Below are 14,112 nucleotides of genomic sequence, written 5' to 3'. Positions count from 1 at the left end.
ACGTTGTTAAATAAAACTTCAACGTCATGAGCCTTTATTCTTTTCCAATATTCTTCCTTCTGTTATTAGGCGTCGCAACCACTTCCTGTTCCAAGGACAAGGATATTACAGAGGACCCCGGCACAATCGGAAACGCCGATACGACCCTTAAAACCAAAGATACGTTCCCTGCCTTGAAATTTGTAGATCCGGTGGATATGAAGCAGATTCCCGGAGATAGCACCCGTTTTTTCGTTGTTGAGCAGTCGGGAGTTATCAGGGTTTTTCAAAACAATGCGACTGTTTCAAGCAGCGCTGTTTTTTTAGATATTAAAAACAAAGTCCAGGATGGCGGTGAACGCGGCCTGCTCGGGCTGGCTTTCCATCCGGATTTCAAGACCAACGGCTTCTTTTATCTTAATTACACGGCCGGAAATCCTTTAAAAACCGTCATAGCACGCTACAAAGCCTCCACAGCCACAGCTGAACGCGCCGATCCTTCCAGCGAAACGGTCCTGTTTACATTTAACCAGCCTTACGATAACCACAATGGCGGCTCGATGCAATTCGGCAAGGATGGCTTTTTGTACATTGCCACAGGCGATGGCGGCAGCGGCGGTGACCCGCAAAACAATGCGCAAAACCGTAAATCAATGCTGGGAAAAATCCTTCGTGTGGATGTCAACGGGACTGGAAAAGGCAATTATGGCATTCCCGCAGATAATCCATATCCGGTTGGAAATAATGATGGTTTCCTGCCTGAAATATATGCTTATGGTCTGCGGAATCCCTGGCGGATCAGCTTTGATATGGATAATGGCCGCCTTTTTGCCGGGGATGTAGGGCAGAACAAGCGCGAAGAAATTGACATCATTACCAAAGGTGGAAATTACGGCTGGAAGCTCAAAGAAGGAGTGGATTGCTACGAGCCTTCATCCAATTGCAATGGACAGGGCCTTATCGAACCGATCCATGATTATGTCCAAAGCAATGGCGACAGATCTATAACTGGCGGCTACGTTTACAGGGGAACATCCATTAAAAGTTTGGCAGGCAAATACATATATGGCGATTTTGCCAGCGGAAGAATCTGGGCGCTGGAACTGGATGGTGACAAAAAGAAGAGCAATGCCATGCTGTTTGAAAGCAAAGGTGCTATTTCTTCCTTCGCCCAGGATCTGAGCGGTGAGGTTTACTATCTGAATTACGGCGAAGGCAAGATAATGAAGCTGGTTAACGGAAATTTAAATTGAAAGTTTAAGCGGTCATTCTATCTTTGCGGGATATTCGACAAGACTTTCCAGGTTTCAAAACCTGGGAAGTCTTTTAACTTAAACGAAACAAAATGTCTAAGGTTCTGATCATTGGTGCAGGTGGGGTTGGAAGTGTTGTAGCCCATAAATGTGCGCTGAACAGCAATGTTTTTACGGAAATTATGCTGGCCAGCCGTACCAAATCGAAGTGCGATAAAATCGCTGCTGAAATTCAGGAAATGCACGGTGTCACCATTCAAACGGCACAAGTCGATGCAGATATCGTTGCAGAAACAGTGCTTCTGATCAAACGTTTTCAACCAAAGTTACTGATCAATGTTGCCTTGCCTTACCAGGATCTGACGATTATGGAGGCATGTCTGGCAACGGGTGTACATTATCTGGACACAGCCAATTATGAGCCAAAAGATGTTGCCAAATTTGAATACAGCTGGCAATGGGCTTATCAGGAGAGATTTAAAGAGGCTGGTTTAATGGCCGTTTTGGGCTGCGGCTTCGATCCGGGCGTAACGCAGGTTTTCACTGCATATGCCAATAAACATCATTTTGATGAAATGCATTACCTGGACATCATCGACTGTAATGCAGGCGATCACGGGAAAGCGTTTGCAACGAACTTCAATCCGGAGATCAACATCCGTGAAATTACCCAGCCAGGTCGTTACTGGGAAAATGGCGAGTGGATTGAAATTCCCGCTATGTCCATTCACAAGCCTATCGAATATCCTGGGATCGGACCAAAGGAGAGCTATGTGCTTTACCACGAAGAACTGGAATCCCTTGTAAAAAACTTCCCGACATTGAAGCGCGCGCGTTTCTGGATGACATTCGGCCAGGCTTATATCACGCATTTAAATGTGCTTGAAAATGTGGGTATGACAAGCATTAAGCCCATCAAATTCAATGGCATGGACATTGTCCCGCTTGAATTCCTGAAAGCCGTGCTTCCGGCACCGGATTCGTTGGGAGAAAATTATTCAGGCCAAACATCCATCGGTTGCCAGATCAAAGGCATCGAAGGTGGTGAAGAAAAAACCTACTATGTCTGGAACAACTGCGACCACGCCGAATGCTATCGCGAAGTGCGCGCACAAGCAGTAAGTTACACCACCGGCGTCCCAGCCATGATCGGCGCAATGTTAATGCTCACTAATGAAGAATGGATGAAGCCAGGCGTCTACAATGTAGAAGAGCTAAACCCGGATCCATTTATGGACTTACTAAACCAGCATGGGTTGCCTTGGAATGAGCGGATCAATGTGCCGCTGCCGCATGAGTATTAATTAATAACCCTGTCATGCTGAGCGGAGTCGAAGCACGGTACCAAGGAGTAGCGTGCTTCGGCTCCGCTCAGCATGACAGGGTCATATTACTCTACCCTTCCATAGTAATCATCGCTCTGGTACAAACGCCTCCTACGGGTGGATTGAACTTGGAGACCCGGACTGTGATGTTGGCTACAACCGGGTAATGTTCCCTTATTTTTTCAATAACTGTAAAACCAATGTGTTCCAGCAGCTTGGCTGGTTCTTTCATTACTTTGGAAGCGATTTGGTAGATCGTTTCGTAGTTGACTGTTTCGCTTAGCTTATCTTCTTGTGCAGCCTTGATGAAGTCGGCTGTGATGATGATGTCTAATGCATATTTATTTCCAATTCGTTGCTCCTCAGGATAATAGCCGTGGTATGCAAAGAACTCCAGACCTTCAAGACTTATTGTTCCCAATGTATTCTAGATTTGATCAAAAAATGAACCTCCGGTTTTCTTCGGCTGGTTTTCAGGAACGCGTGGACGGTTAACCGGCGTGTTTTCTCTAACCCGCTCGTTTTCCCTTACTCTTTCCGTTTCTCTGTTTAGCTCCGCTTCGCGCTCGCGGGCTGTGCGTTGCAGCTCAGCTAATGCTGCTGCCGAATCCTCAGCTGCAGTTCTTGGCTCTTCTTTTAAGCTGTATGCAATTTCTTCTTCAACCGGCTCCGGTTCCGAGAAAGCTTCCGGCTCTACTTCAACGACTTCATTCAACATTTCAGGTTCCTCGTCTTCATAGGCTATTTGCGGAACAAATTCTTCTTCCTCATCCACCACTACTTCATCCTCCGCATCAACAACTTCAAATAACACCTCAGGTTCGTCATCCTGCAAAACCACTTCCGCCTCCGTTTCTGACGCTTCTTCCAATTGTGGAACAACTCTTGGCTCAGTCAGGAACGAAGCTTTCTTAGGAATTTCAATCTCAGAAATATGCTGCTTGATCTCTTCCATTTTATTCAAAACGGACTGCTTATCATATTTCTGCTCAAACCTTTCGACCGTTTCAATGGTGTTGTTGGCCAGTGAAGAAAGCTGCACAATCAGGTTATCCCTGAAATTCTCTATTGCACGGAAATCACGTTCCTGCAATTTCACTTCGGCAGCAAAATCTTCTTTGAAACGTTTCAGCCTGTCCTCCGTTTCACGGATGATCAGGTTCGTCCTGTTTTCGGCTTCACTTACCAGATCATTGGCAGTTGTCCGGGATTCTTCAATTCGTTTTTCAGCATTTTCATTGGCTTCTTTTTCAATCAGCTTGCTGGTATCTTCTGCCGCTTTTAATGTTCTGAACAGCGTAGATTCAATGTCTTTTAGCTTGCTAAGCTCTTTCTCAGCATATTCAAGCTGCATTTTCAAAAGACTATTTTCGCTTGAAAAACGCTCCCATTCCTGGGACAACGAATTAAGAAAAGCATCTACTTCGTCCGGGTCATAACCTCTGAAAATCTTTTCAAAAGTGTGCTTGCGTATGTCTATAGCGGATATTTTCATGATGCAATCTATGCTTTGTTACTTAGTTAAAAACGGTCGTGTAAGTTAAAGATATATGGATCATTTTTCAAAGTATTTACCAATAATCCCATATTATAAGTATACTATTCAGCCACTTCCCAAACCGAAATCATCCGGTCGTCGCTGCATGAAATCAACTGGTTTTCATAGCTCGTCCAGAGCAGTTTGTTAACCGAAGTCCCATGCCCCGCATGCCTGGCACGGTCAATGATCTTTTTGAGTTTAAAAGTAACAGCATCCCAAACCTTTACCGATTTGTCCATGCTGCAGGAGGCGAATAATGTGCGGTCGGGGCTGAAACTAATGTCGTTGACCGCATATAAATGTGCCGGAATGTCTAAAACCATCCCATAGGCGTCATTTACGTCCCATATTTTGATGTGTGCGTCCCGGCCCGTTGTAAAGAGATATTTACCGTCCGGTGAATACTTAACGGAAAATACTGAGTTACCATGCGATTGGATCGTCTTTTTTAACACAAAACCGTCCAAATCGAAGATATTGACATTAAAATCGCTGTCGCCTACCGCAAATTCACGTGTTTCATGGTTGATTGCAATGGTTCGGATGCTCTTGCCGGAGACTTTAATGTGCTTCTGAACCGCAAAAGAAGCAATGTCCATGACCACGATTACACCGTCGCCCAATGCAATCAATGCCTTGTTGTCAAAAAACTGAATATCAAAAATAGGCGCTGTGGTGATCTTTGAGGTTTTTTCAATCTTGTTTTCGGCAATGTCAAGCACCTGGATGCCTTCGTAGTTTTGCCCGATCCAAAGTGCATTGTTTTCTTTTTCAAGACCTAATGCATATACCGAAACACCCACACGGGCGACGAGATTTCCCAGATCGGGTTTATTAAGGTCCCATTGAATTACAAAACCATCGCCGCCAGCAGAGTAAAAGCCATGAGAAGTGTTGTCAGAAATAATTGTATAAACACTGTCTCTATGACCGGAAAAAGTATCTACTTTGCGAATGTTCATGCTTTACTTGCGATAGGGATTGAGCGTCAAAAATAGAAATTGTAAACAGAATAATTATGCCGCTCGTTCATTCCGAAATGATCGAAGAGTCCAGTACGCTGCTGCTTTGGAAGCTTACCGAAACTGAAACGGAGCTCAAAGAAACGCTGGGTTATGCCTATAATGCGGATGAACTTTCAGCGATCACGCATCCGCAAAAATTGCGTGAGTGGCTGGCCAGCAGGCTGCTGATCAAGATTATTGCTGAACAATTCGACATCAATTACATCGGGACTTACAAGGACGAGCACGGCAAGGCGTTCCTGATCGATAACGATTCGCACATTTCCATAACCCATACCAACGATTTTGTTGCCGTTGCCATTAATCCGCCTGCGGCTGTGGGCATTGATATGGAGAAAATGGACGCAAAACTGCAGCGCACTTCCAAAAAATATCTATCTCAACCGGAATTTGAGCATACCGGCGATGAAATTGCACTCCTATGCATGTATTGGTGTGCAAAAGAGGCGCTATATAAGTTATATGGCAAGAAAAAGGTCAGTTTCAAAGATTCCATATATATAGAACCTTTTGACAAAGACGCACTACTATTAAAGGGCAGGCTGACAGATCTTGGCAGGGATATCGAGGCCAATATAACCGTCAGGTGGTTTGATCAACATTGCCTGGCCATTGCATTATAGCCTATAAATCAGGCATATCGTCCAATGTTGACTTCAGGATCTTCTCAATTTCCTTTATTTTATCCTGCTCACTCGTCTTCTCGTAAGATAAAATCAAGTTACGCAACACCCGCTGCACAATTTCGAGGTTTGTACAAGGCTGGTAAAATATCTCCTTCGACTTAATGTTGAGCTGCGCGATATAATGGTCAATGTCTGTTTTGGAAAAAATAATTCCCCTGTTAAAAACATTGATATAAAACTGCGTCTTGTCGTTTTTGTAAGTCAGCACGAATAGATTCGGCAGGTTCACGCCGTAAACAGGCATTCCCAGCTTTCTGGCAATTAAAAGGTAGATCACGCACAATGTGATCGGGTTTCCCCTCCGGCTTTCCAGCACAACATTAACCATGGAATTAGAAGGCGAATGAAAGTTTTTGGTGTTCGCCGCGAAGTTCATCACTCCAAAAAAGATGCTGTTAATACGCTTGATCTGGTCTACAGCATTCATTTCTTCCTGAAACTGGATCCATATGTCGTAATAAAGCTGTTCAATCGTGGTCCGGAGTTTTTCCATGGAAAGATCCGGATAATGGTAAGTCGAAATGATCCACATTCCTTCGAGCAAATCCAGCGCACCGCCATTTTTCCACGATTGCAAGCGCTCAATCATGATGCTCAGCTGCAATTCGTGTATCAACTCTTCTATTTTACGCTGCACAATCGGGTTGAAGCTTTCCTCCCACTCGGTTTCGAGAAATGGTATGACATTGCCACCCAACGACAAGATTTTCCCCTCCACATGCTGGCTCACTTCATGATCTTCGTCATCAAGCAAGGATATCAGTGCTTTAATTTCTCTCTGGTTCATTTTCCTCAAATCTGCATTTAACAACCAACGGATAAATAAAAACATTTTTTTTTTATGGACATCAAATTTTCTACTTTTGCCCGGAAAAAAAGCTGGCTAACGGAGCAGATTTTGAATGTTCAGCTTCTATTTTTCCACCATCTATACCACAATATTTTTTTTAATTAAGCAAAGAGCACATGAAAATTCTTGTTACGGGAGGAGCCGGCTTTATTGGTTCTCACACTGTTGTTGAACTAGATAAAGCAGGATTTGAGCCAGTCATCGTCGACAATCTCTACAATTCAAATCTCGGCGTTCTGGAAGGGATAAAAAAAATTACCGGCAAGGATTTTCCATTTTACGAAATCGATTGCAATGACTCTGAAAAGATCAAGGCGCTGTTTGAAAAAGAGAAATTTGACGGCATCATTCACTTTGCTGCTTATAAGGCCGTGGGTGAGTCTGTTGAAAAGCCGCTTAATTATTACGAAAACAACCTGATTTCCCTGCTTGTTCTATTGCGTGCGGCTCAGGAATTTAAAGTGCCCAATTTCGTATTCTCTTCATCGTGTACAGTTTACGGTCAGCCAGATGCGATCCCGGTAACTGAAAACACGCCACGCAAGCCTGCCAATTCACCTTACGGTAACACCAAAGCGATCGGAGAAGACATTATCCGCGATTATGTGTATGCCAAATCCGGTGTAAAAGCAATCTCACTTCGTTATTTCAATCCCATCGGCGCTCATGAATCATCCCTGATCGGCGAGCTTCCGAATGGTGTTCCGAGCAATCTGGTGCCGTTTATTACGCAGACTGCAGCCGGACTTCGCAAGTCACTTACCGTTTTTGGAAATGATTACGACACGGCGGACGGAACTTGCATCCGCGATTTTATACATGTTGTAGATCTTGCAAAAGCGCACGTGAAAGCACTTGAACTTTTGGATGAACAACAAGAAACAGACTACTATGATGTCTTCAATGTTGGAACAGGAGAAGGTTACACGGTTCTTGATCTGATCAACACATTTGAAGAAGTGAATGGTGTGAAACTGAATTATACCATCGGGCCACGCCGCGAAGGAGATGTTGAAAAAATCTACGCGCAGTCTGATAAAGTGAATAATGTAATGAAATGGCATGCCGAAAAAACCATGGCGGATGCTTTGAAAGACGCATGGAATTGGCAACTAAAAATAACAGCTCAACAATGAAAAAGATCTTAATCACAGGTGGTGCAGGTTTTATTGGTTCACACGTCGTGCGCCGTTTTGTAAACTTTCATCCGGATTATCATATATACAACCTCGACGCCCTCACCTACGCGGGTAACCTTGAAAATATAAAAGACATTGAGAACGCGCCTAACTACACATTTGTAAAAGGCGACATTGTTGATGCCGAATTCATTGACAAGCTCATTAGTAAAAATGATTTTCATGGCATCATTCACTTAGCGGCTGAATCGCATGTGGACCGGTCTATTTCCGATCCGATGTCATTTGTGATGACCAATGTGGTTGGAACCGTAAATCTTTTGAATGCGGCAAAAAAAGCATGGAAAGATGATTTCACAGACCGCCGCTTTTACCACGTCTCTACAGACGAAGTTTATGGTGAACTGCACGATCCGGGCACATTCTTTACTGAAACGACAAGTTACGATCCACGTTCGCCTTATTCGGCCTCGAAGGCTTCTTCGGACCATTTTGTAAGGGCTTACCACAATACTTATAAATTGCCGGTTGTTATTTCTAATTGCTCCAACAACTACGGACCAAACCATTTCCCAGAGAAGCTGATCCCGCTGATGATCCACAACATTATCCAGCAAAAACCACTTCCTGTTTATGGAAAAGGTGAAAACATCCGCGACTGGCTTTTTGTAGAAGACCACGCTATTGCTATTGACGTGATTTTCCACGATGGCAAAAACGGCGAAACCTACAACATCGGCGGCCATAACGAATGGAAAAACCTGGACCTTGTCTTGTTGCTTTGCAGCATTATGGACCAGAAACTGGGCCGCGAGAAAGGGGAAACAGAAAAACTCATCACTTACGTGACAGACCGCGCCGGCCATGACCTGCGCTATGCGATCGACGCAACCAAACTCTCTAACGAACTTGGCTGGAAACCTTCGCTGCAATTTGAAGAAGGGCTTGAAAGAACGGTAGACTGGTATCTGAACAACCAGGAATGGCTTAATAACGTCACTTCGGGCAATTACCAGAAATATTACACCGAAATGTATTCGGACAGATAGTTCACCCAGACGCGTAGTCAGCAGGGACAACTCATTAATTTACGCTTACCAACGATCTCATAATGAAAGGAATTATTCTGGCCGGTGGATCCGGGACCCGTTTGCACCCATTGACATTGGCAGTTAGTAAACAGCTTATGCCTGTTTATGATAAACCAATGATATACTATCCGTTATCAATTTTAATGCTGGCGGGGATCCGTGAAATACTGATTATTTCAACTCCTCACGATCTGCCGCATTTTGAGAAATTATTAGGAGATGGCAGCCGCCTGGGTTGCGAATTTACTTATGCCGTTCAGCCAAGCCCCGACGGACTTGCTCAGGCATTCATTATCGGTGAAGATTTTATTGGAAATGATAAAGTTGCCCTGATCCTGGGCGACAACATATTTTACGGTTCGGGGCTTTCACAGTTGCTGCAATCCAACAATGACCCTGATGGCGGAGTGATTTTCGCTTATCAGGTGCATGATCCGGAGCGTTATGGCGTTGTGGAATTTGATAAGACCAATAATGTGCTTTCTATTGAGGAAAAACCGGAAGCTCCTAAATCCAATTACGCGGTTCCGGGCCTTTATTTTTATGATAATGATGTGGTGGAAATCGCAAAAACGATCCCTCCTTCCCCACGCGGCGAGCTGGAAATTACAGACGTAAACCGGGTTTACCTGGAACGCGGTAAATTGAAAGTGGGCGTTTTGAACCGCGGAACTGCCTGGCTCGATACGGGCACATTCCAGTCGCTAATGCAAGCCGGACAGTTTGTTCAGGTAATTGAAGAGCGCCAGGGCTTGAAAGTGGGCTGCATTGAGGAGATCGCTTACCGGATGGGCTTTATTAATGCGGAACAATTGCGTGAAATCGCCAAACCATTGGTTAAAAGTGGTTATGGAACCTATCTGGAGCGCATTGTTGCCAATGTCTGATTTCACGGTCACATTGCGTTTAGTCAAGCATTAAGATAAAATGAAGTTTCTGGCAGAGGAAATTGAGGCGTATTCCGTAGCACATACGGAGGATGAGAGTGCATTGCTGAAGTCTTTGAATCGAGAGACGCACGCAAACATTCTTAATCCGCGTATGCTGTCCGGGCACCTTCAAGGCAGATTTTTGTCGATGATATCCCGGATGATCCGTCCGGACAACATTCTCGAGATCGGTACTTATACGGGATATTCTGCGTTATGTCTTTGCGAAGGACTGAATGCAGGCGGTAAGCTGATCACCATCGACATTAATGAAGAGCTGGAAACTTTCACGCGCCGCTTTTTCGCCCATTCTCCTTTCGCCGATTCTATTGATTACCAGATTGGTAAAGCAACCGACATTATACCAACACTGAACGGGACTTTTGACCTGGTCTTTATCGACGCCGACAAGATCAACTACACGAATTACTTCAATCTTTGCATAGAAAAAGTGCGGACTGGAGGTTTTTTAATCGCCGATAACGTACTTTGGAGCGGCAAGGTAATTCAGGACGATATCAAAATTGACAAGGATACTCAGGCGTTACTGGACTTCAACAAAATGGTTCACGACGACAGCCGCGTTTCCAACATTCTGCTTCCTATCCGGGATGGGTTGATGATTCTCCAGAAATTATAATTCACAAAACACATTCAGCCAAGCATTTACAATTTATGGCCAGGACTTTCATGAATAACATCAAGTACATTACAGTTGCCTGGATGCTGCTGCTTATTGCCAACAGCAACGTCATTGCCCAAGCTTACCCGGAGATTCCTTCCAGCATTTCATTTGGTGGAATTAATGTTAAGCTGGACAGGAGTGCCCAGGACATTATTGAAGAAGATGTAAAAAACCTGATGTCCAATAAGAAGTTTTGGGAAGAAAAAATGGACCGCGCCGTGCTTCATTTTCCTATTGTCGAGGGCATATTAATGGATGAAGAAGTTCCTATCGACTTTAAATATCTGGCCGTTCAGGAAAGTTCTTTCCGCCCGGACGTTGTGTCTTCTTCCAATGCGGTGGGTTACTGGCAATTCAAGCCGGAGACGGCGAGGGAGTTGAATCTGCGGGTTGATAATGATGTAGATGAAAGGAAAAACATCAGCGCTTCCACACACGCGGCAGCCTGGTATCTGAAAAAGAATAATCAGCAATTTAACAACTGGGTTACAACACTTTACTCCTATTATCAGGGAGCAGGCGGTGTAAAAAAGGTGGTTCCGGCCGACTGGGCGTATGCTCGGGAAGTGACATTGACAGGGAAAACAGACCGCTATATGCTGCGGTTTTTTGCACATAAAATCGCGTTGGAAGCTGGTATTGAGAAATATAAAACAGCGAACAAACTGGTGCTTCTCGAAGCGGATTATGGCAAGGGTAAAACACTTGATGATATTTCTGCATCATTGGGCGTATCTTCTGCCGATCTAAAAAGTTTCAACAGGTGGTTGACGGACGATAAAATCCCAAATGACCGCCAATATCTGGTAACCATCCCGGTTCCGGCCGATCAGCTTGCTTCTGTTCGTGAAAAATTATCATTGCCACCTCAGCAAACTGCTGTTGCGTCTGTTTATGAAGACACCGGCTACCCTGTTTTGAAAAAAATGCCTGCAAATTCATCTGATCCTAATGGTCCGGATTTGTATGAAATTAATGGTTTAGCCGGAGCACAGGCACGCGCCGATGACAAGCCCAAAACATTGGCAAAAGCTGGCAGAATGAGCGCACCTAAGTTTATGCGCTTCAATGATATGGTTGCCGAAATGCAGCTGATTCCTGGTCAGGTTTATTATTTGGCCAAAAAACACAAAAAAGCATCCACACCATTTCACACAGCCAGACCTGGCGATACCTGGCACAGCGTATCCCAGCAATACGGTATCCGTCTGGTAAGCCTTTTAAAATACAACCGCACAACAAGCCGCAATTACCCTATCCAGACAGGACAGGTTTTGTTTCTGACCAAAAAGAGACCTAAAAAACAGCCGATAGAGATCATTGCACCGCCACAACCATCACCTGGCAAAAAGGATTCGGTTATTGCTAAAAAAGAGGATGTTATCGCCGCCGCGCCAGCAGCTAATACTAATGTAATTCCTGACAAACCCTCGGGACGGAAAAAATATACGCCTGTGTTGGTTGAAAAGAAAGAAGAAACGGCCAGCGCACCAGCCATCGCGAATCCTCCGGTAACAAATGCGCCGGTTGCAGCTGCCACGCCTGCTGCTGCCAACATTCAGACGAATCCAACCGTAAAAACCGCTACGAACGTGCCTGCGTCAGTTCCTACTGAACCGGTGAGCCAGCAAGCGGGTGATCGCGTTGTAATTATTACACAGGACAATGCGGATACGTCTTTCAAATCGGCCGAGGAAAGGCCTGTGGCTACTTCCTCATCTCCTTCCAAAGTGGTTACGCCCAACGATACGCGTGCTACTTCCGAAACTTCTGTATATATGAAACAAAGGGCTGCGGCAGAGGAAAGAGCGGCGAGAGAAGCCGCTGCAGAGCCTAAAACGGCTGCACCGGAAAAGCCGGCTGCGACAGAAAAAGCTTCGTTCCATACTGTGCAATCGGGTGATACGTATTTTAGCATTGCCAGCAAATACAACCTGACATTGAGAGAGCTCATCGCATTGAATAAAAATACACCGGGCAGATTGGTCGTTGGCCAGCGACTCAATGTAAGCAAGGGCGCGCCTGCGGAAACAGCTAGCGCTGCACCAGCAACCGCTGCGCCTACAAGAGAAACGCCCGCCAAAACCACCCAGGAGCCTGAGAAAATCACAGTCGTGCGCACCGAGCCTGCTGAAACATTCAAAACACCCGAAGAGATCAAGCACGAAACCCGCACAGCGACAAGTTCGGGAAGTGAATACCATGTGGTTCAGGGCGGACAAACCTATTACAGCATTTCCAAGGCTTACGGCTTGTCTGTGAAAGAGTTATATGACCTTAATGATCTGAATGGCGCTTCTCCGTTGAAGTCAGGACAGCGTTTGAGAGTAAGAAGAACGGCTTCGGAAGCGCCTGCTGCTGCTCCATCGCCAGGCTCGCGTTCTTCGGGAACACAAACGCATACGGTGGCTGCCGGTGAAACACTCTTCCGCATTTCACAAACTTACCACACAAACGTGGAAGACATCAAGCGATTAAACAATATGTCGGGAAATAGTGTTATGGTGGGACAAAAGCTAAAAATCCCGCAACAATAATTGATATGATACTCATTGACAATACATGTATTAGTGATGACATTGAAGACCAGCTGTTTGTCTGCAATTTAGACAAATGCAAAGGCGCTTGCTGTGTGGAGGGAGATTCGGGTGCACCGCTGGACGAAGATGAGCTTGCTATCCTCGATGAGATCTACCCGCACGTTGAGCCCTATCTGACACAGGCAGGCAAAGATGTCATTGCGAAAGAAGGAACATATACCAAGGATTGGGACGGCGACTATGTAACGCCTATCATTAATGGAAAGGAATGTGCTTATGCCCTTTATGACGAAAGGGGCATTTTAAAATGCGGCATCGAACAGGCTTATAACGATGGGAAAATTGCTTACAAAAAGCCGATTTCCTGCCATCTGTACCCGATAAGGGTTACTAAATACGAACAGTATCACGCGCTGAATTACGATCGCTGGGAAATATGCAGTCCTGCGTGCAGCTTAGGTGAGGAATTGGGTGTTCCGGTTTATAAGTTTCTTAAAGATCCGCTCATCCGCGCTTATGGGCCGAAATGGTACAATCAGCTTACGCAGGAAATTGAGGAGCGCAAAGAAAGCCGACTAAGAGAGCATGAAGCAGGGAAATGATTTTTTCACTGATGTTTACGATGTAGTAAGGCAAATTCCGGCTGGCCGCGCTACTTCCTATGGTGCAATTGCCGCTTACCTCGGCTCCAAACGTGGCGCCAGAATGGTGGGCTGGGCCATGAGCAGCGGATATACCGAACATGGGCTCCCCGCTCACCGGGTTGTGAACAAGCAAGGGGAATTAAGCGCGCGGCACCTTTTCGAGACGCCTACCACTATGCAGGAACGGCTGGAAAGTGAGGGCGTAGAGGTGAAGGATGGCCGCATTCAGCATTGGGAAAAATACTTTTGGGATCCTGAAAAGGAACTTAGTTAACAAAAGAAAGGCTCTTCATCCATTTTGCACTGCCCCCAAAAAGTTAGACACTTCTTGGGGGCATTTTTATGGGCAGAAACAGAAAACATAGTGCAGAATTCCGGCTAGGTCTTATCAAAGCATACTTACGGGGTAATTCAATCAATGGCTTA

The 14,112-nt window shown here is 45.2% G+C and carries 14 protein-coding genes; 10 read left to right on the top strand and 4 right to left on the bottom strand.

Annotation, left to right across the window (positions count from 1 at the left end; genetic code table 11):
* Positions 1-26: 26 nt before the first annotated feature.
* Both L0660_RS09190 and L0660_RS09185 read left to right on the top strand, forming a co-directional pair.
* Positions 27-1,232, top strand: coding sequence for a sorbosone dehydrogenase family protein (locus L0660_RS09190; RefSeq protein ID WP_235159237.1), 1,206 nt, complete (start codon positions 27-29; stop codon positions 1,230-1,232).
* A gap of 92 nt (positions 1,233-1,324) precedes the next feature.
* Positions 1,325-2,536 (top strand): saccharopine dehydrogenase family protein, encoded by a 1,212-nt coding sequence (locus tag L0660_RS09185; protein ID WP_235159236.1) that lies wholly within the window; start codon positions 1,325-1,327, stop codon positions 2,534-2,536.
* Between the two features lie 91 nt (positions 2,537-2,627).
* Here L0660_RS09185 and folB read toward each other — a convergent pair whose 3' ends face one another.
* The 3 genes from folB to L0660_RS09170 form a co-directional block, all read right to left on the bottom strand.
* Positions 2,628-2,978: a dihydroneopterin aldolase gene (gene folB, locus L0660_RS09180; protein WP_082216098.1), complete on the bottom strand. Its 351-nt coding sequence runs from the start codon at positions 2,976-2,978 to the stop codon at positions 2,628-2,630.
* Between the two features lie 6 nt (positions 2,979-2,984).
* Positions 2,985-4,052: a DivIVA domain-containing protein gene (locus L0660_RS09175; RefSeq protein WP_235159235.1), complete on the bottom strand. Its 1,068-nt coding sequence runs from the start codon at positions 4,050-4,052 to the stop codon at positions 2,985-2,987.
* 104 nt (positions 4,053-4,156) lie between these two features.
* Positions 4,157-5,059, bottom strand: coding sequence for a WD40 repeat domain-containing protein (locus L0660_RS09170; protein WP_235159234.1), 903 nt, complete (start codon positions 5,057-5,059; stop codon positions 4,157-4,159).
* Positions 5,060-5,115: 56 nt separating this feature from the next.
* Between L0660_RS09170 and L0660_RS09165 the strand changes: the two genes are divergently transcribed.
* Positions 5,116-5,745, top strand: coding sequence for a 4'-phosphopantetheinyl transferase superfamily protein (locus L0660_RS09165; protein ID WP_235159233.1), 630 nt, complete (start codon positions 5,116-5,118; stop codon positions 5,743-5,745).
* Between the two features lies 1 nt (position 5,746).
* Here the strand turns inward: L0660_RS09165 and L0660_RS09160 are convergent, their stop codons facing one another.
* Positions 5,747-6,595, bottom strand: coding sequence for a transglutaminase-like domain-containing protein (locus L0660_RS09160; RefSeq protein WP_235159232.1), 849 nt, complete (start codon positions 6,593-6,595; stop codon positions 5,747-5,749).
* A gap of 179 nt (positions 6,596-6,774) precedes the next feature.
* On the opposite strand from L0660_RS09160, the gene galE reads away from it, so the two are divergent.
* From galE to L0660_RS09125, 7 genes are all read left to right on the top strand, one after another.
* Positions 6,775-7,794 carry a UDP-glucose 4-epimerase GalE gene (gene galE / locus L0660_RS09155; RefSeq protein ID WP_233797280.1) on the top strand — a complete coding sequence of 340 codons (1,020 nt, stop codon included), beginning with the start codon at positions 6,775-6,777 and terminating at the stop codon, positions 7,792-7,794.
* Positions 7,791-8,846 carry a dTDP-glucose 4,6-dehydratase gene (gene rfbB / locus L0660_RS09150; RefSeq protein ID WP_235159231.1) on the top strand — a complete coding sequence of 352 codons (1,056 nt, stop codon included), beginning with the start codon at positions 7,791-7,793 and terminating at the stop codon, positions 8,844-8,846. Before galE ends, rfbB begins: the two co-directional genes overlap by 4 nt.
* A gap of 62 nt (positions 8,847-8,908) precedes the next feature.
* Positions 8,909-9,775, top strand: a complete 867-nt coding sequence (rfbA, locus tag L0660_RS09145; protein WP_235159230.1) for a glucose-1-phosphate thymidylyltransferase RfbA — start codon at positions 8,909-8,911, stop codon at positions 9,773-9,775.
* 40 nt (positions 9,776-9,815) lie between these two features.
* Entirely contained in the window at positions 9,816-10,457 is a 642-nt protein-coding gene (locus tag L0660_RS09140; RefSeq protein WP_235159229.1) for an O-methyltransferase, read from the top strand.
* Positions 10,458-10,507: 50 nt separating this feature from the next.
* Entirely contained in the window at positions 10,508-13,039 is a 2,532-nt protein-coding gene (locus L0660_RS09135) for a LysM peptidoglycan-binding domain-containing protein (RefSeq protein WP_235159228.1), read from the top strand.
* Between the two features lie 5 nt (positions 13,040-13,044).
* Positions 13,045-13,644 (top strand): DUF3109 family protein, encoded by a 600-nt coding sequence (locus L0660_RS09130; protein WP_235159227.1) that lies wholly within the window; start codon positions 13,045-13,047, stop codon positions 13,642-13,644.
* Positions 13,628-13,960, top strand: coding sequence for an MGMT family protein (locus L0660_RS09125; RefSeq protein ID WP_233797286.1), 333 nt, complete (start codon positions 13,628-13,630; stop codon positions 13,958-13,960). Before L0660_RS09130 ends, L0660_RS09125 begins: the two co-directional genes overlap by 17 nt.
* The last annotated feature ends 152 nt before the right edge of the window (positions 13,961-14,112 follow it).

The sequence above is a fragment of the Dyadobacter sp. CY351 genome (assembly GCF_021502625.1).
In the GTDB taxonomy this organism is placed as follows: domain Bacteria; phylum Bacteroidota; class Bacteroidia; order Cytophagales; family Spirosomataceae; genus Dyadobacter; species Dyadobacter chenhuakuii.
The sequence above is the reverse complement of the archived record's forward strand: the minus strand, read 5'-3'. Positions and strand labels throughout refer to the sequence as shown.